Source organism: Pseudomonas sp. B12(2026), assembly GCF_057767015.1.
Map to the genome: position 1 here is coordinate 4,293,601 of NZ_CM173430.1, position 22,903 is coordinate 4,316,503.

General features: G+C 65.5%; 27 protein-coding genes. 13 read left to right on the plus strand and 14 right to left on the minus strand.

All coding sequences use genetic code 11. From position 1 onward, the window contains the following. The first annotated feature begins 11 nt into the window (after window positions 1-11). Window positions 12-605, plus strand: coding sequence for a cold shock domain-containing protein membrane protein (locus AC3B6A_RS19900; protein WP_488398823.1), 594 nt, complete (start codon window positions 12-14; stop codon window positions 603-605). Window positions 606-696: 91 nt separating this feature from the next. On the opposite strand, the gene AC3B6A_RS19905 is transcribed toward AC3B6A_RS19900, so the two are convergent. Together AC3B6A_RS19905 and AC3B6A_RS19910 are read right to left on the minus strand one after the other, a co-directional pair. Next, the gene (locus AC3B6A_RS19905) at window positions 697-903 is read right to left on the minus strand and encodes a SlyX family protein (RefSeq protein WP_488398824.1); all 207 of its coding nucleotides are present in this window, start codon (window positions 901-903) and stop codon (window positions 697-699) included. A gap of 3 nt (window positions 904-906) precedes the next feature. Continuing rightward, on the minus strand, window positions 907-1,332 hold the full coding sequence (locus AC3B6A_RS19910; RefSeq protein ID WP_488398825.1) for an HIT family protein: 426 nt from the start codon (window positions 1,330-1,332) through the stop codon (window positions 907-909). 714 nt (window positions 1,333-2,046) lie between these two features. Here AC3B6A_RS19910 and AC3B6A_RS19915 point away from each other — a divergent pair. Then, window positions 2,047-3,372, plus strand: a complete 1,326-nt coding sequence (locus AC3B6A_RS19915; protein WP_488398826.1) for an OprD family porin — start codon at window positions 2,047-2,049, stop codon at window positions 3,370-3,372. An 85-nt stretch (window positions 3,373-3,457) separates the two neighbouring features. Here the strand turns inward: AC3B6A_RS19915 and AC3B6A_RS19920 are convergent, their stop codons facing one another. Then, window positions 3,458-3,865, minus strand: a complete 408-nt coding sequence (locus AC3B6A_RS19920; RefSeq protein WP_488403650.1) for a PaaI family thioesterase — start codon at window positions 3,863-3,865, stop codon at window positions 3,458-3,460. 110 nt (window positions 3,866-3,975) lie between these two features. Here AC3B6A_RS19920 and AC3B6A_RS19925 point away from each other — a divergent pair, with 110 nt between their 5' ends. Together AC3B6A_RS19925 and AC3B6A_RS19930 are read left to right on the plus strand one after the other, a co-directional pair. After that, window positions 3,976-5,691, plus strand: coding sequence for a proline--tRNA ligase (locus AC3B6A_RS19925; RefSeq protein ID WP_488398827.1), 1,716 nt, complete (start codon window positions 3,976-3,978; stop codon window positions 5,689-5,691). A gap of 8 nt (window positions 5,692-5,699) precedes the next feature. Then, a complete protein-coding gene (locus AC3B6A_RS19930; RefSeq protein ID WP_488398828.1) occupies window positions 5,700-6,659 on the plus strand; it encodes a hypothetical protein in 960 nt (319 codons plus the stop codon). Window position 6,660: 1 nt separating this feature from the next. On the opposite strand, the gene AC3B6A_RS19935 is transcribed toward AC3B6A_RS19930, so the two are convergent. Both AC3B6A_RS19935 and AC3B6A_RS19940 read right to left on the minus strand, forming a co-directional pair. Next, the gene (locus tag AC3B6A_RS19935) at window positions 6,661-6,936 is read right to left on the minus strand and encodes an acylphosphatase (RefSeq protein WP_488398829.1); all 276 of its coding nucleotides are present in this window, start codon (window positions 6,934-6,936) and stop codon (window positions 6,661-6,663) included. Continuing rightward, entirely contained in the window at window positions 6,936-7,406 is a 471-nt protein-coding gene (locus tag AC3B6A_RS19940) for a TlpA disulfide reductase family protein (protein WP_488398830.1), read from the minus strand. Before AC3B6A_RS19940 ends, AC3B6A_RS19935 begins: the two co-directional genes overlap by 1 nt. Window positions 7,407-7,436: 30 nt before the next feature. Here AC3B6A_RS19940 and AC3B6A_RS19945 point away from each other — a divergent pair, with 30 nt between their 5' ends. Next, complete coding sequence (locus AC3B6A_RS19945) at window positions 7,437-8,846, plus strand: PilZ domain-containing protein (RefSeq protein ID WP_488398831.1); 1,410 nt, start codon at window positions 7,437-7,439, stop codon at window positions 8,844-8,846. A gap of 184 nt (window positions 8,847-9,030) precedes the next feature. Continuing rightward, the gene (locus AC3B6A_RS19950; protein WP_488398832.1) at window positions 9,031-9,426 is read left to right on the plus strand and encodes a hypothetical protein; all 396 of its coding nucleotides are present in this window, start codon (window positions 9,031-9,033) and stop codon (window positions 9,424-9,426) included. On the opposite strand, the gene AC3B6A_RS19955 is transcribed toward AC3B6A_RS19950, so the two are convergent. Next, window positions 9,427-9,660, minus strand: a complete 234-nt coding sequence (locus tag AC3B6A_RS19955) for a hypothetical protein (protein ID WP_488398833.1) — start codon at window positions 9,658-9,660, stop codon at window positions 9,427-9,429. Window positions 9,661-9,781: 121 nt separating this feature from the next. After that, entirely contained in the window at window positions 9,782-11,011 is a 1,230-nt protein-coding gene (locus AC3B6A_RS19960) for a YihY family inner membrane protein (RefSeq protein ID WP_488398834.1), read from the minus strand. Between the two features lie 124 nt (window positions 11,012-11,135). Here AC3B6A_RS19960 and arsC point away from each other — a divergent pair, with 124 nt between their 5' ends. From arsC to AC3B6A_RS19975, 3 genes are read left to right on the plus strand one after another with little or no spacing between them, the layout of a single operon-like run. Next, a complete protein-coding gene (arsC, locus tag AC3B6A_RS19965) occupies window positions 11,136-11,489 on the plus strand; it encodes an arsenate reductase (glutaredoxin) (protein ID WP_488398835.1) in 354 nt (117 codons plus the stop codon). Continuing rightward, window positions 11,486-12,082 (plus strand): NAD(P)H:quinone oxidoreductase, encoded by a 597-nt coding sequence (gene wrbA, locus AC3B6A_RS19970; RefSeq protein WP_488398836.1) that lies wholly within the window; start codon window positions 11,486-11,488, stop codon window positions 12,080-12,082. The genes arsC and wrbA overlap by 4 nt, the downstream gene beginning before the upstream one ends. Beyond that, the gene (locus AC3B6A_RS19975) at window positions 12,083-12,532 is read left to right on the plus strand and encodes a DUF2069 domain-containing protein (protein ID WP_488398837.1); all 450 of its coding nucleotides are present in this window, start codon (window positions 12,083-12,085) and stop codon (window positions 12,530-12,532) included. A gap of 24 nt (window positions 12,533-12,556) precedes the next feature. Here the strand turns inward: AC3B6A_RS19975 and hda are convergent, their stop codons facing one another. After that, entirely contained in the window at window positions 12,557-13,261 is a 705-nt protein-coding gene (gene hda, locus AC3B6A_RS19980; RefSeq protein ID WP_152221526.1) for a DnaA regulatory inactivator Hda, read from the minus strand. 145 nt (window positions 13,262-13,406) lie between these two features. After that, window positions 13,407-14,447, minus strand: a complete 1,041-nt coding sequence (locus tag AC3B6A_RS19985) for a DUF2066 domain-containing protein (protein ID WP_488398838.1) — start codon at window positions 14,445-14,447, stop codon at window positions 13,407-13,409. Window positions 14,448-14,659: 212 nt separating this feature from the next. On the opposite strand from AC3B6A_RS19985, the gene purM reads away from it, so the two are divergent. Genes purM through AC3B6A_RS20000 form a run of 3 tightly spaced genes read left to right on the plus strand, consistent with a single transcriptional unit; the run spans window position 14,660 to window position 17,098 of the window. After that, window positions 14,660-15,721 (plus strand): phosphoribosylformylglycinamidine cyclo-ligase, encoded by a 1,062-nt coding sequence (gene purM, locus AC3B6A_RS19990; protein ID WP_488398839.1) that lies wholly within the window; start codon window positions 14,660-14,662, stop codon window positions 15,719-15,721. Next, window positions 15,721-16,371 (plus strand): phosphoribosylglycinamide formyltransferase, encoded by a 651-nt coding sequence (purN, locus tag AC3B6A_RS19995; RefSeq protein ID WP_488398840.1) that lies wholly within the window; start codon window positions 15,721-15,723, stop codon window positions 16,369-16,371. Before purM ends, purN begins: the two co-directional genes overlap by 1 nt. 10 nt (window positions 16,372-16,381) lie before the next feature. Next, window positions 16,382-17,098, plus strand: a complete 717-nt coding sequence (locus AC3B6A_RS20000) for a DUF3108 domain-containing protein (RefSeq protein ID WP_488398841.1) — start codon at window positions 16,382-16,384, stop codon at window positions 17,096-17,098. A gap of 211 nt (window positions 17,099-17,309) precedes the next feature. On the opposite strand, the gene AC3B6A_RS20005 is transcribed toward AC3B6A_RS20000, so the two are convergent. From AC3B6A_RS20005 to AC3B6A_RS20025, 5 genes are all read right to left on the minus strand, one after another. Then, complete coding sequence (locus AC3B6A_RS20005) at window positions 17,310-18,242, minus strand: DUF2167 domain-containing protein (protein WP_488398842.1); 933 nt, start codon at window positions 18,240-18,242, stop codon at window positions 17,310-17,312. A gap of 159 nt (window positions 18,243-18,401) precedes the next feature. Next, on the minus strand, window positions 18,402-18,953 hold the full coding sequence (locus tag AC3B6A_RS20010; RefSeq protein ID WP_488398843.1) for a glutathione peroxidase: 552 nt from the start codon (window positions 18,951-18,953) through the stop codon (window positions 18,402-18,404). Window positions 18,954-19,001: 48 nt separating this feature from the next. Then, window positions 19,002-19,124, minus strand: a complete 123-nt coding sequence (locus AC3B6A_RS20015; RefSeq protein WP_488403756.1) for a hypothetical protein — start codon at window positions 19,122-19,124, stop codon at window positions 19,002-19,004. Next, window positions 19,121-20,314 (minus strand): MFS transporter, encoded by a 1,194-nt coding sequence (locus AC3B6A_RS20020; RefSeq protein ID WP_488403652.1) that lies wholly within the window; start codon window positions 20,312-20,314, stop codon window positions 19,121-19,123. Before AC3B6A_RS20020 ends, AC3B6A_RS20015 begins: the two co-directional genes overlap by 4 nt. 80 nt (window positions 20,315-20,394) lie before the next feature. Further along, on the minus strand, window positions 20,395-20,811 hold the full coding sequence (locus tag AC3B6A_RS20025) for a MarR family winged helix-turn-helix transcriptional regulator (RefSeq protein WP_488398844.1): 417 nt from the start codon (window positions 20,809-20,811) through the stop codon (window positions 20,395-20,397). 174 nt (window positions 20,812-20,985) lie between these two features. Here AC3B6A_RS20025 and AC3B6A_RS20030 point away from each other — a divergent pair, with 174 nt between their 5' ends. After that, entirely contained in the window at window positions 20,986-22,806 is a 1,821-nt protein-coding gene (locus tag AC3B6A_RS20030) for an acyl-CoA dehydrogenase C-terminal domain-containing protein (RefSeq protein WP_488398845.1), read from the plus strand. Window positions 22,807-22,903: the final 97 nt, after the last annotated feature.

Below are 22,903 nucleotides of genomic sequence, written 5' to 3' on the forward strand. Positions count from 1 at the left end.
AATCCGTAGCCATGTTGAAGATCGTCCATCTCCTGACGGGCGTCGCAGCACTCGTGCTGTCGTTCGTTCCCAGTTTGCGCAACGATGCCCTGCCCTACCTGCAACAAAGCGATGCCGTCTACCTCGCACTGCTCGGCCTGACCAGCCTGCTGCTCGCCCCGAACAGCGGCCTCAGGCAGCCCGCCGCACTGCAAAGCCTGTCCACCGCCCTGGTGGTCCTGGCCGTCGTACTGCAAGTGCTGATCCTCCTCGCCCCATTGCCCTTCATCGGCGAGCAGCCGGCCGTTGTGCTGCCACTGCTGAGCCTGGCTGCCGCCGCGGTCCTGCAATGGGCCGCCAGTCTGAACAGGTCCCGCACCCCGGCCGCCGCGCCGACCAGCGACGAGAACCGCGAAACCGGCACAGTGAAGTGGTTCAACACTTCCAAGGGTTTCGGTTTCATTTCCCGCGATACCGGGGAAGACATCTTCGTGCACTTCCGCGCCATCCGCGGCGAGGGCCACCGCATCCTGATCGAAGGGCAGCGCGTGGAGTTCTCCATCGTCCAGCGCGACAAGGGCCTCCAGGCCGAGGACGTGATCGCAGCCCTGCCCAACCGGCGCTGAACGCTCCAATAAAAAGCCCGCCGATTGGCGGGCTTTTTATTGACTCGGTCTTTACCGGTTCAGCTTTCTATTGGCTCAGCCTTTTATCGGCTCAATAGTGCGGTGGCGGCACCTCATCGTCCGCCACGCCAACCTGCCCCTGCAGATCCTCCAGACGCTTGAGCAGCGCCTGCATCTGCAGACGCAGACGCTCGATCACCCGCTCCTGCTCGTAGACCACGTCGCTCAAGGTCTGCAACGCGTCATCCTGGAAGGCCAGCCGGCTCTCCAGGTCCGCAACCCGATCCTCCAGTTCCATCACTCACTCCTGCACAAAGCGGAACTCGTCACCCAGCACCATGCGCAGCTTCTCGCGCAGGCGGGCAAGCTCCTCGGCACTGTAAGGCACCGCCGGATGGCGTCCCCATACCGGGCCCGGCCAGGCCGCATCGTTGCGGCGGCGCACGATCACATGGACATGCAACTGACAGACGACATTGCCGAGATTGGCGACGTTCATCTTGTCGGCGCAGAAGGTGTCCTTGAGGGTTTCCGCCAGTTGCGTGGCCTCCCTCCAGAGTTGCTGCTGATCGTCGGGATCGAGCTGGAACAGCTCACTCACATCCTCGCGTCGGGGCACCAGGATGAACCATGGATACTGCGAGTCATTCATCAGCAGCAGACTGCTCAACGGAAAATCCCCCACCGGGACGGTGTCCTGCTTCAGGCGGGAATCCAGGGCGAACATAACTACATCTCCTGTTCGACGAACGCATTGATAAGACTAGCCCCGCCAGGGGCCGAAGGGTGCGCAGGATACTAGAGCGGCCAGCCAGCGAATACGTTCGCACCTCTCCGGGGCATGCAGCCACCGCCCGGCACCGGGAGCGTGCATGACACGCCGCGGCGAATTCCGACAACGAGCGCCAAACACCGATCTCACGACCAAGAGCATTGAACGGCGCAGAAAAATCGTTAAACCCACCAACACGACACAATTCTGAAAACGACGCTGGCACATGCTCTTTATTGCAAATCCACCAAAGAACCCGTGAAATGCGTCATCGCGCCGCAAGCCCGGCGATGCGAAGCAACAAGGGAGCATTTGTGCACGCTTGTTGCTAACCAGAGGACGGAGGGCAAGGACATGACCGCCGCGCCCGCTACGTGCGGCGCGACGAAGGGAACCCGAAAGTGGTCAATTGGAGAACCGAACCACACCGGCTGACGCGACCAACAAAGACTGCAAACCGGGGAGCAATCTCTTTTTGCAACATTGAATCTGCCTGAATGCGACATAGTTCATGCAGGTTTGCGACAGCCCCGTAAAGTTTTCGCGTGATTAATTGGGCAACTATCGCCAAGAGAACACGCGTGCTATAAGTTAGCGCCGACAAAAAGAATGAGCCGTCACCGCGGCACTGTGATGGCAGATAATTTCAAAACCAAAGGAGCAATCACAATGAAAGTGATGAAGTGGAGCGCCATCGCCCTGGCGGTAGCTGCAGGCACCACGCAACTGGCAATGGCCGAACCCTTCGTAGGCAATCAGGCTGAATCCAAAGGCTTTGTCGAAGACAGCAGCCTGAACTTCCTGGTTCGCAACTACTACTTCAATCGCAACAAGAAAGATGGCGCCACCGACGCCCGCGATTGGACCCAGGGCTTCTGGGCCAACTACAACTCCGGCTTCACTCAAGGCGTTGTAGGCTTCGGCGTTGACGCCTTCGGCTACCTGGGCCTGAAACTCGACGGTGGCAGCGGTTACGGTGGCACCGGTAACCTGCCGGTTCACGACAACGGCGAGAAGGCCGATGACTTCGGCAAAGCCGGCGCAGCCGTCAAGGTCCGCATCTCCAAGACCGAACTGAAAGTCGGTGACATGCAGCCCACCGCCCCGGTATTCGCTGTAGGCGGCACCCGCCTGCTGCCGCAAACCGCCAGCGGTATCGCGCTGATGAGCAGCGAAATTGACGGCCTGGACCTCGAAGGCGGTCACTACTACTCCGGTACCGGCCAGGACACCACCAACCGTGATGGCGAGATTTGGTCGCAATACGGTGGCGTTACCGCCAACTCCGCCGACTTCGTTGGCGGCAAGTACCAATTCAACGATCAGTTCAGCGCACAGCTGTACGGCGCCCAGGTTGAAGACCTGTGGGACCAGTACTACGTCAACCTGAACTACACCCTGCCGATCGCTGACGACCAGTCCCTGGGCTTCGACGCCAACTACTACAACACCCGCGATTCGGGCAGTTCCAAGCTGGGCGACATCAGCAACAACACCTACTCGCTGGCCGCCGCCTACTCCTTCCTGAAGGCGCACACCCTGACCCTGGCCTTCCAGAAAGTGAACGGCAACACTCCGTTCGACTACATCGGCATCGGTGACAACAACGCAGGTGGCGACTCGATCTTCCTCGCCAACTCCATCCAGTACTCCGACTTCAACGGCCCGGGTGAAAAATCCTGGCAGGCTCGCTACGACCTGAGCATGGCCGAGTACGGCGTACCCGGCCTGACCTTCATGACCCGTTACGTACATGGCGAAGACATCGACGGTACCAAGATCGATCCGACCAGCCCCTACGCCGCCTATGGTTATGGCGAAGACGGCAAGCACCACGAGACCAACGTCGAAGCCAAGTACGTAGTACAAAGCGGCCCGGCGAAGGACCTGTCCTTCCGCATCCGTCAAGCCTGGCACCGTGCCAACACAGACCAGGCCGAAGGCGATATCGACGAATTCCGTCTGATCATCGACTACCCGCTGTCCGTTCTGTAATACAGGGCGAACCGCAGGTAATGAAAAGCCCGGCTTCGGCCGGGCTTTTTTATTGCACACTTACCTACAACTTCGAACGTATCCGTTACATCGGCAATACATAGGTCCCCGTTACATGGGCTACCAACTCCTGCTGGTTGCTCACGGAATAGACGGACACCTCGCACACTACCTGCCGGCGACCCAGCTTCAATATCTTTGCCTCCGCCAGCAGGTCTTCCGGCTTCGGCTTGCTGAGAAAGTTGATATTGAGGTTGGAAGTAACAGCCATCTCGACGTTATCCAACTGAGCCAGAATCACCGCATACATGGCCGCATCCGCCAGCGCCATGATGGTCGGTCCCGACACCGTGCCGCCCGGGCGCACCAGCTTGCCGTGGAAGGGAATTCGCGCAAAGGCGCTGCGCCCCTCCAGCGCATCGATGCGGAAGTCCATATCATCCGCCATGGGCAATCCGCTCCGGATGAACGCCTGTAGCTGGGCTGCACTCAAACGACTCACGCCACTCCTCCATCTCCACGGCCGCGCCCTGTACGCAGCCAGACCTGCACCGTACAATGCCCAACCTATACTTCCCTTCGCAACCGATATAACGGCCAAAGATGCGTACCAGTCAGTACCTGCTTTCCACCCTGAAAGAAACCCCTTCCGATGCGGTCGTCATCAGCCACCAGTTGCTGCTGCGCGCCGGCATGATCCGCAAACTGGCGTCGGGCCTGTACACCTGGCTGCCAATGGGGCTGCGGGTACTGCGCAAGGTCGAGACCATCGTCCGCGAAGAAATGAACGCCGCCGGCGCCCTGGAAGTGCTGATGCCCGCCATCCAGCCCGCCGAACTGTGGCAGGAGTCCGGACGCTGGCAGCAGTACGGCCCCGAGTTGCTGCGCCTGAAGGACCGCCATGAGCGCGAATTCTGCGTCGGCCCGACCCATGAGGAAGTCATCACCGATCTGGCGCGCAACGAGCTGAACAGCTACAAGCAGCTGCCGATCAACATGTACCAGATCCAGACCAAGTTCCGTGACGAGATCCGTCCGCGCTTCGGCCTGATGCGCGGCCGCGAGTTCATCATGAAGGACGCCTACTCCTTCCACACCAGCCAGGACTCGCTGCAGCAGACCTACGACGTCATGTACGGCGCCTACTGCAAGGTCTTCACCCGCCTGGGCCTGGAGTTCCGCCCGGTGCAGGCGGACAACGGCTCCATCGGCGGCAGCGGCTCCCACGAATTCCACGTGCTGGCCAACTCCGGCGAAGACGACATCGTCTTCAGCGACAGCTCCGACTATGCGGCCAACATCGAGAAGGCCGAAGCGCTGCCCCGCGAGTCCGCGCGCGGCGCCGCCAGCGAAGTGCTGCGCCTGGTCGACACTCCCGAGACCAAGACCATCGCCGCCCTGGTTGAGAAGTTCGGCCTGCCGATCGAGAAGACCATCAAGACCCTGGTGGTGCACGCCGCCGAGGAAGGCAAGCTGATCGCCCTGATCGTCCGCGGCGACCACGAGCTCAACGAAATCAAGGCCGGCAACCATCCGCTGGTGGCCAGCCCGCTGCAGATGGCCAGCGAAGCGGACATCAAGGCCGCGATCGGCGCCGCGCCCGGCTCCCTCGGCCCGCTGAACCTGCCGCTGCCCTGCCTCATCGACCGCTCCGTGGCCCTGATGAGCGACTTCGCCGCCGGCGCCAACGTCGACGACAAGCACTACTTCGGCGTGAACTGGGAACGCGACCTGCCGCTACCGGAAGTCGCCGACCTGCGCAACGTCGTGGCGGGCGACCCGAGCCCGGATGGCAAGGGCACCCTGGTGATCCGCCGCGGCATCGAAGTCGGCCACATCTTCCAGCTCGGCACCAAGTACAGCGAGGCGATGAACCTCAGCGTGCTGGGCGAGAACGGCAAGCCGGTCACCCTGATCATGGGCTGCTACGGCATCGGTGTGTCCCGCGTGGTCGCCGCCGCCATCGAGCAGAACTATGACGAGCGCGGCATCCTCTGGCCGGCCGCCCTGGCGCCCTTCCAGATCGCCATCGTGCCGATGAAGTACGAGAACGAAGCCGTGCGCGCCGCCACCGACAAGCTCTACGCGGACCTCACCGCCGCCGGCTTCGAGGTGCTGCTGGACGACCGCGACAAGAAGACCAGCCCCGGGGTGAAGTTCGCCGACATGGAACTGATCGGCATTCCGCACCGCATCGTGGTCAGCGAGCGCGGCCTGGAAGAAGGCGCCCTGGAGTACAAGGGCCGCCGTGACGCCGAGTCGCAGAACGTCGCCCTGTCCGACCTGCAAGCCTTCATCACGGCCAAGATCCGCAACTGAGCAAAGCGATGTTCCCCCGAAGTACCTCCAGCCTCGTGGCTGCCGCCCTGGGCGGCAGCCTCCTGCTGAGCGGCTGCGCCAACCAGTTGCCGCAGCGTAGCGAACATGAAGAGCGGGTCGAGCGTAAATTGCTCGACCACAGCCTGCAGATCGACGTGGGCACGCCGGGCACCCTGGAACTGCCGCAGCGCCGCATCCGCATGCAGGAGCAGAAGACCTTCGAGGTCACCGAGTTCGAGGTCACCCGGCGCTACGACCGCTACACGCCCTACCAGGGCTGGCGCAAGGTCTACGAGATGCCGCTGGGCGTGGTGACCTTCGTTGCCGGCGTCGGCGCCAACGTGGTCAACGTATTCGCCCTCGGCAACCTGCCGGAAAGCGTCACCCGCGGCTGGATCCGCTACGGCATCGACGGCATGAATCCGTTCATGAACGTACAGTCCAACGGCCGTGCCGAGCAGAACCTGGCGGCGATCGAAGAGCACCAGCGCGACAAGCGTACGGAGTACTCCAGCCTGCCCTGGGCGGAGCGTCCGGTAGTCGTCACCGCCGGCAAGAACTCCCAGGAACTGCTGACCGACCGTCACGGCGTGCTGCGCCTGAACCTGCTGGAAGGCCCCTTCAGCGACGAAGAGGTCAGCCGCATCGGCCGCCTGCAGTTCAGCGTGCAGGATTCCTCGGACGACACCCGTGCCGACGCCAGCCTGCTGGTCAGCCACTCGCTGCGCGGCAAGCTGCAGGAAGCCCACCGGCTGATCTACGACGACCTGGAAGCGGATGACGTGCACCACTGGGTGCATCGGGTGAAGCGGTTGTCCGAGCTCGGCCTGGAAGAGGAAGCCAGCGAACTGGAGCAGAGCCTGATCGAACTGACCCGCAACGATCCGGAGCTGCAGAAGGAGTTTCTCCACAGCCTGATGACCGACGCCGGCCGCCTGGCTGCAGACCCCGGCGCGGCCAGTAACTGACTCAGCGACGCACGATGAAGCCGGTGATGCCCTGCGGCGTCATCGGCTCCAGCTCCACCGCCGTCACCTTCGCCCGGACCGGCCCGCGGGCCAGCCACTTCTCCAGCTCGCGCACGGCGCCTTCCTCGCCCTCGAGCAGTATCTCCACCCGGCCGTCGTCCAGATTGCGCGCCCAGCCGTCGATATCCAGGCGCTCGGCCTGCTCCTGCGCGCTCTGGCGGTAGCACACACCCTGCACCTTGCCGCTCACATAGCCGTGCAGACAGATTCTGGCCATCAGTGTTTCTCCTCCCGCAATGCACTCAGGCGCACCTGCAGGCCGGCGGCGGTCTGCTCGCCGAGCAACTGCTCGCGCAACCTGCCCTCAGGGTCGACGATATAGGTTACAGGCAAGGCTTCACTGCGCGGCAGGCTGTAGCGCGGCGCCGGGTCATCCGCCAGCACCGTGTAGGCGATCTCCAGCCCCTGGGCGGACTTGGCCAGGTCGGCATCGCGCAGACCATCGAAATTCACTCCCAGCACCCGGAAACCCTGCTCCACGCCGGCCTTGGCAAGCTGGTTCAGTTCGGGGATTTCCTTGCGGCACGGCGCGCACCATTCGGCCCAGTAATTAATAACTAGCCACTGGCCATCCATGCTCGCAGCGGTTACTTTCTGTCCGTGCTGATCGGTGCCATAGTCCGCCGAACATCCGGCCAGGAGCAGGCCGGCGACCAGTCCAATCACTATATGGAGCCGCACTCCCATGCCTTCAGTCCTCGTGTATGCGGGGTGGTCATGACGCTGGATGCCTTGCGTCTGGAGGTGCCGGATATCCTCGAAGAGGATTCCGATGCAATGAACGATCTGACAGCCGGGCTCCAGGAATTCCGCCGCCGCCCCCTGCAGGACGGACCGCAGAAGGCCCTCGACACGCTCCTGCGTCTCAACCGATGTGCGCTGACCTTACTGGAAAGGCAACGCGCCCTGCAAAGCCTGACCGAAGAATATCGCCACTATTCGCAGCTGATTCGCCACGAAAGGACGCCACCGGCGCTCTTCGTGCATTTCTGCACCGAACTGGCGGCGGGCTTCAAGCGCCTGCTGCTGCAGATCCTGCACGGCCGCAAGCCATCACGGCCGCACATGGCCTGGTGCCTGTTCATGGCCCAGCACTTTCTCGCCCAGGCGCTGCTGCGCCATTACCAGCAATACCAACAGCCGCCCGGGGGACTCTGGCGCGACAGCCATCTGCTGTATTGGATCGGAGAGCACCAGGAGTGCCTCGACGAACCGGTGGCCGCCGCCTTCGACCCCATCCCCGCCGGCACCCTGCGCGGTCTCTACCAGCAGATACTGCTGCTCGCCCTGAGCAACCCCTTCCACCTGGCCGAGGGTGAAGCCCCGCAACTGTTCAGCGCCCTGGCGCCCCTCGCCGACCTCGGACGGCTGCAGGCCTGGGACGAGGAGGAGCAGGACGGCTACCTGGTCGACCTGGGCGCGGACCAGCCCTGCATCAGCCAGGAGCAGATCGGCGCCGCGCCGCCCGCGCAACTGCGCCGCCTGGAGCTGGGCGCGCTGTTGCTCGCCCTGCGCGACCCCGCGCCCTTGCGCAGGGCCGACCAGGGCGCCCTGCTGGAACGCGTCCGCCATCACTGGCAGGGGCCGCAGCTGCGCCGGCACGAACGCACGGAACAGACCGGCAGCTGCCGGCTGGTGGTAGGGCTTGGCGCCATCCAGCAGCACCTGCTCACCCCCGACACCCGGGACTGCTGCGACGCCGGGATACTGGACGTCAGCCCCGGAGGCGCCCGCATCAACTGCCCCGGCAATCGCGCCAGCCAGCTCCCGGTCGGCCAACTGCTGCTGATCCTGAACAGCAACGGCACGCCGACCCTGGCCCTCGTGCGCTGGCGGCACCTCAACACTGACGGACTGCACCTGGGCCTGCGCTACCTGAAGGGACTTCCCCGGCCCGCCTGGCTGAGCCGCGCGCCTGACGCCCAGCGTCACCCCGGCGTGCTGCAGAGCACCCCGGAACCCGGCAATGGCTGGTACCACGGCCTGTGGCTGCCCCAGGGGCACTTCGTGGAAGGCGAGAACCTCTGGCTGCAACTGGCCAGCTTCGACAACCAGACCATCCTGCCGCTGCCGACCGCCAACCTGAGCACGTCCCTCGTATCCCGGCATCCGCTGCGTCTCGCCTGAAAGCTGAATTGCGAGAAAGGTCACAGCCAAGATCGGCAATACGCCCGGTTTGCCGAAAATCGCCTACCTATAATTCAGAATGCTCGTCCGGGCCGGCTGGAAGCATTTCATCCAGCCGCCTCTCGGCAACACCCAGTATGCGGCAGGCGCCACGTACGCCTCCCTCTCTCGACAGGATCGCCAGATGCAGCCCACAGACCAGCTCGTCAGCAAGGTTCCCAGCCACATCGTCAGCAGCGCGCGTTCCGCCAGCTCGGCCAGCGGCGGGCGCCTGGCCGATTACAACATCGCCACCTGGCTGCACCTGCCCGGCGTAGGGGAACTGCCGGTGACGCTGGTGGTCACCTACCGGGATGGCGAACAGGCGCGGGAAGTGGCCGTCGATCACGGCACGGTGAATGCGCAGAACCGTATCCTGCTGTCGGGCATCGCCCGCCTGCCGTTCCGCCAGCGAATCGAGGACATGCAGGTGAGGTTGCGGACAGCCATCAGCCTGTCGCGCCTGGTAGTCGAAGAGCTGTTCGTGCAGGCCGTCGAGCCGCAGGAAAACGCCGCCCGCCCGATTGCCACCAACCTCTGATCAGCCCAGCTGGCGCACCGGGTCAACAGACTCGGGACCGGCTTGCGGCGACACGCCCTGCGCCTCGCCCTGCACCGAGGGCAACAGCGATTCCGGCCAGCTGCTGAACTGCAGGCCAGTGATTCTATTCAGCCTTTCCAGTGCGCTCAGAGGATCACGCTGATGCAGGTGTACTACTTTCTTCTGATCGTTGTTCATGGATTCGCTGGCCTTGAAGGAACTTCTGCGGGACATCATTGTCACGCCAGACCTATAGCCAGAAGTGTGCCAATCCACGGATAGCGGCAACTGGCGCGCTCCGCACCAGGCACGAGACTTCCGAAGCATCAGAATCGCCGGAAACTGACGTTTTATGTCACTCAGAATGTGACGGGTTCAACCATTCTGCGAGGCTGGCGCCGAAAAGCGCCTGTCGCTCCGCCTGATAGCGCTCCAGGGTTTGCCGCAAGGCGGGGTACCAGGGCTCGTCCAATTCTGCCGGCAAGGCGTCGAGGCCCGGCAGCGGCCAGGGGCTCCGATTGATCAGGTGATGCAGGTGGTAGCTGCCCAGGTCGCGGCACAGCACCCACGAGGCACTGGTCGCGCCCACCCGGCAAACCAGTTGCTCCCCTTCCAGAAAGTCGAGGATCTCCTCCCACTCGTCTTCCGGCAGCAGCCAGCCTGCGCGATGCAGATGCTCCAGCCGGGTCGGCACGCCGTGGCGCTGGCGATCGAAGAACACCCGCAACACCCCCAGGGTCACCAGCAGGCGAGGCAGCGCGCGGCGGCGCCACAGACGGGTCGAGGACAGGTTGCAGACCAGCTCCGCGCCGAACAGCACGATCAGCCAGGACAGGTAGATCCACAACAGGAACAGCGGCACCGTGGCGAAGGCGCCGTAGATCAGTTTGTAACCGGGGAACAGGCCGACATACAGGCCGAACAGCGACTTGGCCGCCTCGAACAGGATCGCGGTGAACACGCCGCCGGCCAGGGCATGGAGAAGCGGCACCCGCGCATTGGGCACCGCCGCGTAGATCAGGGTGAAGGCGGCGACGCTGAACAGCAGCGGCATGAACTTCAGCAGCGTCGCCGCCCCCGGCAAGGCGTGGGGGCCGGAGAGCAGCGACAGCGAGGTGATGTAGGTCGACACCGCGAAGCCCGTGCCCAGCAGCAGCGGCCCCAGGCTGAGGATCGCCCAGTACAGCAGGAAGCGGGCGACGCCCCGGCGCGGCTGGCGCACGCGCCAGATGGCGTTGAAGGCCTTCTCGATGGTCACCAGCATGGTGAAGGCGGTGATCGCCAGGAAAGCCACCCCCAGCCAGGTCAGGTGGCGCGCCTGCACGATGAAGTTGCGCAGGTAGGCCTCCACCGCCTCGCCGGTGGACGGCACGAAATTGCGGAACACGAACAGCTGGATGCGCTCGCCCATCCCCTCGAAGGCCGGCACGGCCGACAGCATGGCGAAGGTCACGGTCATCATCGGCACGACCGCGAACAGCGTGGTGTAGGTCAGGGCCGCCGCGCTGTTCGGCGCCTTGTCGGCAAGGAAGCGCTGGACCAGATAACGGCCGAACTCGACCAGGCCCTGAAAGCGTTCGTGCATGAATTGTCCTTTGGCTGCACAGAAAATCCGTCCCCATAGATCGCGCCGCGCGACAGCGGTTCAGTCCGGTCCGGGGAGGCGGTTAGAATAGCCGCCACTTCATCGACCTTGCGAGTCCCGGTACATGAGCCAGATTTCACTGTTTCACAATCCCCGCTGCTCGAAATCCCGCGGCGCCCTCGAGCTGCTGGAGGAACGCGGTATCCAGCCGGAGATCGTCCGTTACCTGGAAACCCCGCCCAGCGCCGGCGAACTCAAGGCCCTGCTCGGCAAGCTGGGCATCGGTGCGCGCGCGCTGCTGCGCACCGGCGAGGAGGAATACAAGGCCCTCGACCTGGCCAACCCGGCGCTCAGCGACGAGCAACTGATCGAAGCCATGACCCGCCATCCCAAGCTGATCGAACGGCCGATCCTGATCGTCGGCGACAAGGCGGTGATCGGCCGTCCGTCGGAGAAGGTGCTGGAGATCCTGCCTTGAGCGCACCCTACATCCTGGTCCTCTACTACAGCCGCCACGGCGCCACCGCCGAAATGGCGCGGCAGATCGCCCGTGGCGTGGAGCAGGGCGGTCTGGAAGCGCGCGTGCGCACTGTGCCGGCGGTCTCCACCGAATGCGAGGCCGTAGCCCCGGACATCCCGGCCGAAGGCGCGCTCTACGCCACCCTGGACGACCTGAAGGACTGCACCGGCCTGGCCCTGGGTAGCCCTACGCGCTTCGGCAACATGGCCGCGCCGCTCAAGTACTTCCTCGACGGCACCAGCAGCCTCTGGCTGACCGGCGGACTGGTCGGCAAGCCGGCGGCGGTCTTCACTTCCACCGCCAGCCTGCACGGCGGGCAGGAGACCACCCAGCTCTCCATGCTGCTACCGCTGCTGCACCACGGCATGCTCGTCACCGGCATCCCCTACAGCGAGCCGGCCCTGCTGGAAACCCGCGGCGGCGGCACGCCCTACGGCGCCAGCCATTTCGCCGGCGCGGACGGCAAGCGCAGCCTCGATGACCACGAAATCACCCTGTGCCGCGCGCTGGGCAAGCGCCTGGCCGAAGTCGCCCGCAAACTGGAGAGCTGAATGGCCCGCAAGAACAAACCGCTGCCGTCGATGGACTGGCTCAAGCCGCGGCTGGCCGCCAGCCGGGCCATTGCCCTGGGCAGCTTCATCGGCCTGATTCTGCTCATCGTCATCTGGGACCTGCTGTTCGCCGATGCCCACGGCGGCGCCCACTGGGTTCCCTGGGCGGTGCTGACGCTCAAGCTGCTGCCGCTGCTGGTGATCGCCCCGGGCCTGCTGATCGGCAGCGCGCGCGGCCACGCCTGGGCCTGCTACGTGATCAACCTGTACTTCATCCTCGGCGTGCTCAACGCCTTCGATCCGAACCGCGCGATCTTCGGCTGGGCCGAGATCATCCTCAGCGTGGCGCTGTTCTGTTCGGCTCTGCTGTATACGCGCTGGCGCTTCCAGTACGACCGCAAGCTGGCCGGCGAAGGCCAGGAAGCGCAGCGGGAAGCGACGAACGCCTGAAGAAAGGCCGGAGGAAACCTGGGCTTACCAGCCCATGGTTTCCTTCAGGAAGGGGATGGTCAGCTTGCGCTGGGCCTGCAGCGAGGCCTTGTCCAGCTCGTCCAGCAGGTCGAAGAGGAACTGCATGCTGCGCGCGCCACGGGTGAGGATGAAGCGCCCCACTTCGTCGGTCAGGTGCAGGCCGCGGCGCGAGGCGCGCAGCTGGAGCGCGCGGAGCTTCTCGTCGTCGGTCAGCGGATGCAGTTGGAAGATCAGCGAGAGGGTCAGGCGCGACTTCAGGTCCGGCAGCTTCACCGGCAGCTCGCGCGGCGACACCGAGGCCGACAGCAGCAGCTTGCGCCCGGAGTCGCGCAGGCGGTTGAACAGGTGGAACAGCCCCTCTTCCCACTCGCGCTTGCCGGCCAGCGCATCGAGGTCATCGAGGCACACCAGCTCGCGCTGTTCGAGGTTGTCGAAGATTTCCGGGCCGTAGGGCACCAGATCGGCCATCGGCAGGTAGACGGACGGCTCGCCCAGCTGTTCGGAACGGATGCAGGCGGCCTGCAACAGGTGGCTGCGGCCAACGCCCTCGGCGCCCCAGAGGTAGATCAGGCTCTCCGTCCAGCCCGCCTCGGGCTCGCACAGACGCTCGACATAGCCCAGCGCCGCGGCATTGGCACCGGGGTAGTAGTTGGCGAACGTCGCGTCATCACGCAGGCGTACGCTTAAGGGGAGCTGCATAGGAGTCATGCCGGGCCGGGCGTTTCTTCAATCGCTTGTGGTGAGCCTTGGTGGCTGAAAGTTTATCCAAATCAGAAGGATAACGCAGCTCCCCGGTGCGGATCAGAGCGGCTGCGGCCGGGGAGCGGGACTTTGCCCGCTTCCGGGTCACCCATCACCAGTGGAAGCGCAGGACACTCTGGCTCGGCACGGCGGGGTTCGGCACCGGCTGGCCATTGGCATCCACCGCCGGCTGGACCGGCTCCGCCGGGGCTTCCTGCAGACGGGCCAGGCCCAGCTGCGCGCGCAGCTGCTCGGGGCTGGCGGTGACGCGATAGATCAATTTGCCGCCCTGCACCAGCACCAGCTTGGCGCCCATCGGCTCCAGCAGACGCGACACCTCGGCGTAGCGGGCCAGATCGGCGCCCTCGATCTGCAGCATCAGCGCGGTGGCGGCCCCGGCGGAACCGACGAAGCGCTGCGACAGGCGCTGCGAAACACTCAGCATCACCGCATCGGCCAGCGCATCGGGGGTATCGCCCTGAGCCTGCCCCTGTTCTCGGCTGTCGCCCATCCACACATGCCAGGTGGCGGTCCACTTGCCGTCGGCTTCCTTGGCGTCGACCGCCAGCAGGGCATCGGCGCCATAGCGCTCGGAGGCGGCCTGCAAGGGGCCCGGCTGAGCGGCGTTGAGATTCTCGGCGGTGCCGACCTGCTGCTCGCCGAGATCCGCCATCGGCAGGCGCAGCGGCAGGCCACGGCGCTGGGCGGCGCGGTTCAGCGGAGCGGCGGCTTCCTGGCTGTCACCCACCAGGCTGCTGCCGGCGGCGCTTTCGTTCAGCCACCAGGCCAGCACGCTCGGACGGCTGGCGCCCCACACCGGCAGGCCGGCCTGGCGCAGGGCGTTGTCGGTTGCGGTCGGATCGAAGTCGACGACCAGCGCCATGGGCGGGCCGTTCTCGAAGCCGTACTGGCTGATCAGTTGCTGCGGGTCCTTGAAGTAACCGGCCAGGGCCGGGTTCTGCGCGGCGCTGGCGTTGCCGGTCAGGCGCAACACCAGGGTCTGCAGGGCGCGGGTCAGGCCGGCGTTGCGCTCGTCCGGTTGCTGGGAGGCGACCGGTTCGTGCACCTGGTACAGGTTGCCCAGCGTTTCAGCGAAGGATGGCAGGCTGAGCAGCGACAGGCAGAGGATCAACAGGCGGGCGGTCAGGCGCATGGCGGGTTCTCGCGGAGAAATCGAAGATGCCGGTATCCAGCGAGCCGGCAAGGAAGGCCTATACCTTAAACAGCCGTCCGGCCAGCGGCAACAGCGCGAGATGGCCGCTGCCGGGCAAGCCTGATAAAATCCCGCGCCTCCCGCGCAGGCCGGGACGCGCGAACGGCGCACCCGGCGGCAAGACGAATCATCCCTTCTATAGGCCTGGATTTATGAGCAACAAGCAACCCTCGTTGAGCTACAAGGACGCCGGTGTGGACATCGACGCCGGCGAAGCCCTGGTCGAACGCATCAAAGGCGTCGCCAAGCGTACCGCGCGTCCGGAAGTCATGGGCGGCCTGGGTGGCTTTGGCGCTCTGTGCGAAATCCCGGCCGGCTACAAGCAACCCGTGCTGGTCTCCGGCACCGACGGCGTCGGCACCAAGCTGCGCCTGGCGCTGAACCTGAACAAGCACGACAGCATCGGCCAGGACCTGGTCGCCATGTGCGTCAACGACCTGGTCGTGTGCGGCGCCGAGCCGCTGTTCTTCCTCGACTACTACGCCACCGGCAAGCTCAACGTCGACGTGGCCGCCACCGTGGTCACCGGCATCGGCGCCGGCTGCGAACTGGCCGGCTGCTCCCTGGTCGGTGGCGAGACCGCCGAGATGCCGGGCATGTACGAAGGCGAAGACTACGACCTGGCCGGCTTCTGCGTCGGCGTGGTGGAGAAGTCCGAGATCATCGACGGCTCGAAAGTGCTCGCCGGCGACGCCCTGATCGCCCTGCCCTCCTCCGGCCCGCACTCCAACGGCTACTCGCTGATCCGCAAGATCATCGAAGTCTCCGGCGCCGACATCGAGAGCACCCAGCTCGGCGGCAAGCCGCTGGCCGACCTGCTGATGGCCCCGACCCGCATCTACGTCAAGCCGCTGCTGCAGCTGATCAAGCAGACCGGCGCGGTGAAGGCCATGGCCCACATCACCGGCGGCGGCCTGCTGGACAACATCCCGCGCGTGCTGCCGGACAACGCCCAGGCGGTGATCGACGTGGCCAGCTGGCAGCGCCCGGCGGTCTTCGACTGGCTGCAGGAAAACGGCAACGTCGACGAGACCGAGATGCACCGCGTGCTGAACTGCGGCGTGGGCATGGTCATCTGTGTCGCCCAGGAGCAGGTCGAGGCTTCCCTGAAGGCCCTGCGTGACGCCGGCGAGCAGCCGTGGGTCATCGGCCGCATCGACGCCTGCGCCGCCGACGCCGAGCGCGTGATCCTGAACAACCTGAAAGGCCACTGATGTCCACACCTTGCAATGTCGTGGTGCTGATTTCCGGCTCCGGCAGCAACCTGCAAGCCCTGATCGACAGCCTCGCCGACGCCCCGTCGTCGGCCGTGATCCGCGCGGTGCTATCCAACCGCGCGGACGCCTTTGGCCTGGAGCGCGCGCGCAAGGCCGGCATCGAGACCTGCTTCCTCGACCACAAGGCCTACGCCGACCGCGAAAGCTTCGACGCCGCGCTGATCCAGGCCATCGACGGCTTCAACCCCGACCTGGTGCTGCTCGCCGGCTTCATGCGCATCCTCAGCCCGGGCTTCGTGCGCCACTACCACGGCCGCCTGCTGAACATCCATCCGTCCCTGCTGCCCAGGTACAAGGGCCTGCACACCCATCAGCGCGCGCTGGAAGCCGGCGACGCCGAACATGGCTGCAGCGTGCACTTCGTCACCGAGGAACTTGATGGGGGACCACTGGTCGTACAGGCGGCAATCCCGGTACAGTCTGACGACACGCCGGAAACGCTGGCGCAGCGCGTTCACGTGCAGGAGCACCTGATCTATCCGCTGGCCATGCGCTGGTTCGCCGAAGGTCGTTTGCGCCTGGGCGAGCGTGGCGCCACGCTGGATGGGGAGCTTCTCCCCGCCTCCGGCCATTCGTACCGAACCTAGGAGATTCGCGATGCGTAGAGCCCTGCTGTTCCTGATGGCTGTACTGACCTTGCCGGCGCAGGCTTTCGAGCTGAAGCCGTTCGAGGCCAGCTACACCGCCGACTGGAAACAGATGCCGATCAGCGGAACCGCCTCCCGCAGCCTCAAGCAGGGCGACGGCGGTCGCTGGGAACTGGATTTCAAGGCGTCCATGCTGCTCGCCAGCCTCACCGAGAGCAGCACCTTCAAGGTCGAGAACGGCGTCTTCATGCCGCTGACCTATCGCTGGGCCCGCGAAGGCCTGGGCAAGAGCAAGCAGACCGAGCTCGATTTCGACTGGACCGAGAAGCAGGTGCTGGGCAGCGACCGTGGCGACCAGGTGCGCCAGCCGCTGAACAAGGGCCAGCTGGACAAGTCGACCTACCAGCTCGCGCTGCAGCATGACGTCGCCGTCGGCAAGAAGAGCATGAGCTACCAGGTGATCGAGGGTACCGACAGCGATACCTACGACTTCCGCGTGCTCGGCGAGGAGAAGGTCCGCACCCAGGCCGGCCTGATCACCGCGATCAAGGTGGAGCGCGTGCGCGACCCCACCAAGAGCAACCGCAAGACCATGCTCTGGTTCGCCAAGGACTGGGACTACCTCCTCGTGCGCCTGTACCAGCAGGAAACCGATGGCAAGGAGTACCAGATCATGCTCAAGGAAGGCACCGTGGGCGGCAAGACCGTGCAGGGCGAGAAAGGCTGATCCTTGCGGCAACATGAAAAAGCCGGGCGATTGCCCGGCTTTTTCATGCCCCCCAAACCCTACCCCGCACAGGTAGCGTTTTTTTGTAGGAGCGAGCTTGCTCGCGAACGGAGCTCCCGGCGGTCCTGGCGTCAGGCGGTTCGCGAGCAAGCTCGCTCCTACGAAGGGCAAAAAAAGCCGGGCAATCGCCCGGCTTTTTCATCTCATCGAATCAGCCCTCGGTGGGCGGCTTGCGCTTGAAGCGGCGGGCGATCCAGCCGATGGCCAGCGCCGGGATGATCCAGAGCTTCTTCAGCAGGACCAGCAGGGTGGCGAACAGGCCGACCTTGGCCGCCACCTTGCCGGCGATCAGCGCGCCCAGGCCGTAGGCGGCGACCTTGTCGACGCCCGGGTTGAAGTCGACGTAGCGGCTGCCCGGATTGAACTCGGTCATCGCCAGCACCTTGCCGACATTCTTCTCGACCTCCGGCAGTTGCTCCATGCCGGCAACGAAGTTCAGCACCAGCACGCCTTTGCGGCCCAGCACGCGGATGTTGTAGTTCAGCGTGTGCTCCCTGGCGTCGCCGAACTGCAGCTCCTTGGCCCAGTACAGCTTCTTCTCCGCCGCGTCATAGCGCGGCGGCGCCGCCCAACCGATCAGCTGGATCGCCTCGAAGCCCTGTTGCTCGCGCTGCGGGTTGGCCTCCTTCAGATCGTCCTGCATCTCCTTGAGCATCTCGGCGTAATCGATCTTCTCCGCGTCCTCGTCGGAGACGTAACCGCTCTCCTCGTACTGCACGGTCACCGCCCAGGAAGCGGCGTCGAAGGGCGACACGCCGGCCGGCATCAGCATGCCCAGCGGCGGCTCCGCGTTCGGCGGGTTGCCCCATGCTTCGAGCACCCGTTCGGCGTCCGCGCTACCGAGGAAAACGAAGTTCTCCGGCAGGTCGAAGGTGGCGAGGTTGTCGCCGACCACCACCTTGCCCGTCTGGAAATGCAGGCTGGCGACGAAGGTCTCGGGGGACATCTGCGCATCCGCCTCGGCGGCCGGCGCGGCGGCGGGAACGGGCGCGGTGCTCTCGGTGGAAGTGGCGGAGGCTGCGAACGCCGGCGCGGCGACGGCCTGGGCGAGCAATGCGACAAGGAAGAGGGCTTTGCCATCCATAGGGGGAAATCTCCTGAATCGGTCCATGATCCGGCGACCGCCTGCTGCGGTTCCGGGGCAGTGGATTGTGGCATTGCGCCACAAGCTCTGTAACAGGAAATTTCCCAATTCCGGAAACGGTCACGGAAAAGCGGGCATCGCCCCGACGCCGCTACAAGCTCACGGCTGGCTGGCGAGGGCCTTCTCCACCGCCGCCTGGAGTTCCGCATCGTCCGGCGTGGTCAGGCTGGGGAACTCCGCGATCACCTTGCCCTGGCGGTCGACGACGTACTTGTAGAAGTTCCAGCGCGGCGCCTGGTCGGCCTGGGCGGAGAGGTCCTTGAACAGCGGGATGGCCTCGTCGCCCCTGACGTGCTGCACCGAGGTCATGTTGAAGGTCACACCGTAGTTGCCGTAGCAGATCTTCGCAGTCTCGGCGGCGTCGGCATCTTCCTGCTTGAAGTCGTCGGAAGGCACGCCGAGCACTTCCAGGCCCTGGCCCTTGTACTTCTGGTACAGCGCTTCCAGCCCCTTGAACTGCGGGGTGAAGCCGCAGTGGCTGGCGGTGTTCACCACCACCAGCGGCTTGCCGGCATACAGCTGGCAGAGGTCGAGGCTGTCCTTGGAGCGCAGCTTGGGCAATTCGCCCTGGGTCTTGAGCAGCGCCGGGCAATCGGCGGCCTGGGCCGCCAGCGGCAGCAGCAGGGACAGGGCGAGCAGGGAAAGACGCATGGCAGTGATCCTCGAATGATTCCGCCACGCTACGCCGCGCGGCGAGCATCAGCAACTGCCCATGCCCAGCTGCATCAGCGCCAGCCCGCCGCGCTGCCAGCCCCACCAGGCGAGGCCGGCCAGCGCCAGGCCGATGCCCAGCGCCAGCGCGATCAGCAGCGAACGCCTCACGCCGCCTCCAGCACCGGCCGCTCGACCGGATGCTCGCGCACCGGCCAGTTGAGCAGGCCGGCCAGCAGGCTGAGGAGGATGGAAATCTGCCAGACCAGGTCGTAGTTGCCGGTGTGGTCATACACATAACCGCCCAGCCAACCGCCGAGGAAAGCGCCGATCTGGTGGAACAGGAAAGTGATGCCGCCGAGCATCGACAGGTTGCGCACGCCGAACAGCGTGGCCACGGTGCCATTGGTGAGCGGCACCGTGGACAGCCACAGCAGGCCCATGGCGATGCCGAACAGGTAGGCCGTCCACACCGTCAGCGGCGCCCAGAGGAAGGTGACGATCACCACGCCGCGCAGCAGGTACAGGCCGGTGAGCAGCTTCGGTTTGCTCATCCGCCCGCCGAGCCAGCCGGCGATATAGGTGCCGAACACGTTGAACAGCCCCACCAGCGCCAGCACCGTGGTGCCGACGGTGGCCGGCAGGTGGCGGTCCACCAGGTAGGCCGGCAGGTGCACGCCAATGAACACCACCTGGAAGCCGCAGACGAAGAAGCCCAGCGACAGCAGCCAGAAACCGGAGTGACCGGCCGCCTCGCGCAACGCTTCGCCGAGGGTCTGCTCGTGGCCCTGCATCGGCAGCGGCCTGTCGCGCATCAGCCCGGACAGCGGGACGATCAGCGCCACCAGCAGGCCCAGCGCCAGCAGCGCGGCGGACCAGCCCAGCCAGCCGATCAGGCCGAGGGTGCCCGGCAGCATGATGAACTGGCCGAAGGAGCCGGCCGCCGCCGAGATGCCCATCGCCATGCTGCGCCGCTCCAGCGGCACTGCGCGGCCCACCGCGCCGAGGATCACCGAGAACGAGGTGCCGGACAGGCCGATACCGATCAGCAGGCCGGCGCTCAGCGAAAGGCTCAGCGCCGTGTCGGAATAGCCCATGCAGGCCAGGCCGAGCGCATAGAGAATCCCGCCCACCAGCACGGTGCGCATGGCGCCGAAGCGGTCGGCGATGGCGCCGGTGAACGGCTGGGCGATGCCCCAGATGAGGTTCTGCAGGGCGATGGCGAAGGCGAAGGTCTCGCGTCCCCAGCCGAATTCGGCGCTCATCGGCGCGAGGAACAGGCCGAAGCCGTGGCGGATGCCCAGGGACAGGGCAAGGATCAGGGCACCGGACAGGAGTATCCAGAACCCCGTGCGCGACAGCTTCGACATCGTCTTCTCCTACACGGGTATATACCCGCTTTCAGTCAGGTCTTTCCATTGCAATTGCACGCCGGCCGCCGCTAGCGCTCCAGCTCAGCCAGTTCATCCAGCAAGGCCTCGAGCTGACGGCGCTTGTCTTCACCCAGGTGCGCGGCCACATCCCGCTGCGCCGCGTCCCAGGCCTCGCGGCCCAGTTCGATGCGCGCCAGCCCTTCCGGGGTCAGCACGACGATACGGTTGCGCTGATCCTCGCCCTCCTCCAGCCGCACCAGCCCCTCGGCTTCCAGCGGCTTGAGGTTGCGCCCGAGGGTGCTGCGGTCCAGGCCCATGGCCTCGGCCAGGTCGGAAATGCTCGGCTGCTCCAGCCGCGACAGGTGCCGCAACAGGGAAAATTGCGGCGTGGTCAGCCCGACGCCCTTCAGGGCATCGTCGTAGACACGGGTGACCGCGCGGGCCGAACGGCGCAGCTTGGTACAGAGACATTGGGTCGTCAGCATGGATGCGTGTATATACCCGCAACCTGGAGTCGGTCAATGGCCGGTGCGACCGATTGTCCCAACTGCCAGCGCCTCGCGTTGGCGCAGCCAAGGGCACCGCGCGGCGCCAGCCGTATAACTGCGGCCATCCAGCCCCGCGCCTTCGACGGGGCGCATCACGCTCCGAGGTCCCCGATGCCCGTCTACAAAGCCCCCCTGCGCGACACCCGCTTCCTGCTCAACGAAGTCTTCGACTTCCCCACCCATTACCGGAACCTGGTCAACGGTGGCGAGGCCACGCCGGACATGGTCGACGCCATCCTCGGCGAGTGCGCCCGGCTCTGCGAGGACGTGATCGCCCCGCTCTACCACAGCGGCGACGAGGAAGGCTGCCACCTGGAGAACGGCGAGGTGCGCACGCCCAGCGGCTTCAAGGAGGCCTACGACGCCTATGTCGCCGGCGGCTGGCAGGGCCTGTCGCACCCGGTGGAATACGGCGGCCAGGGCCTGCCGATGAGCCTGGGCGCGCTCAAGCAGGAAATGCTCGGCACCGCCAACTGGCCCTTCTCGATGTACCCGGGGCTGTCGCTGGGCGCGATGAACACCCTGATGCAGCACGGCACGCAGGAACAGAAACAGACTTACCTCACCCCGCTCACCGAAGGCCGCTGGGGCGGCACCATGTGCCTCACCGAGCCGCAGTGCGGCACCGACCTGGGCCAGGTGAAGACCCGCGCCGAAGCCAACGCCGACGGCAGCTACGCCATCACCGGCAGCAAGATCTTCATCTCCTCCGGCGAGCACGACCTCACCGAGAACATCGTGCACATCGTCCTCGCGCGCCTACCTGAAGCGCCCAAAGGAACGCGCGGCATCTCGCTGTTCATCGTGCCGAAATTCCTGCCGGGCGAAGGCGGCGGCCTCGGCCCGCGCAACGGCGTGAGCTGCGGCGCGCTGGAGAAGAAGATGGGCATCAAGGCCTCGGCCACCTGCACGATGAACTTCGACGGCGCCACCGGCTTTCTCATCGGCCCGCCGAACAAGGGCCTGGAGTGCATGTTCACCTTCATGAACAGCGCGCGCATCGGCACCGCCATCCAGGGCGTGGCCACCGCCGAGCTGGCCTACCAGGGCGCGCTGGCCTACGCCCGCGAGCGCCGCTCGATGCGCGCCCTGTCCGGCACCAAGGAGCCGGAACAGATCGCCGACAGCCTGATGCACCACGGCGACGTGCGCCGCATGCTGCTGACCCAGAAGGCCGTGGCCGAGGGCGGCCGCGCGCTGATCTACCTGGCCGCGCAGCACGCCGACAAGATGATCCAGGGCCTGCTCACCAGCGACAGCGCCGAGTACGACCGCTGGGACGACAAGCTCGGCTTCCTCACCCCGATCCTCAAGGGCTGCCTCACCGAACTGGGCCTGGAGAGCGCCAACCTGGGCATGCAGGTGTTCGGCGGCCACGGCTACATCCGCGAGCACGGCATGGAGCAGATCGTCCGCGACGCGCGCATCGCCACGCTCTACGAGGGCACCACCGGCATCCAGGCGCTGGACCTGCTCGGCCGCAAGGTGCTGCTGATGACCCAGGGCAAGGCCGTGCGCGACTTCACCCGGCAGGTGGCGAAACTCGCCGTCGAGCTGCTGAAACGGGAACCGGCCATGCGCGGCCGCGCCATTACCCTGCTCAGGCTCTGCGCGCAGTGGAACCTGCTGACCCTGCGCATTGCCTTCACCGCGCGCAAGCAGCGCGACCTGGTGAGCACCGCCAGCCACGACTACCTGATGTTCTCCGGCTACGCCGCGCTGGCCTATTCCTGGGCGCTGCAGGAAGCCACCGCACGCAAGCGCCTGCGCCAGGGCGGCAGCGAATCGAGCGACTTCTACAAGGCCAAGATCGCCACCAGCGACTTCTACTTCGCCCGCCTGCTGCCGCGCGCCAAAGGCCACGCGGCGGCGATGGCCAAGCCGGTGCGGTCGATCATGGGGCTGAAGACGGAGCACTTTGCCTTCGACTGACGGCGGCTCGTATACCTGCACGGGACCGTAGGATGGGTGGAGCGCCCTGAACGCATCAGGTAACGATGAACCTTGTAGGAGCGAGCTTGCTCGCGAA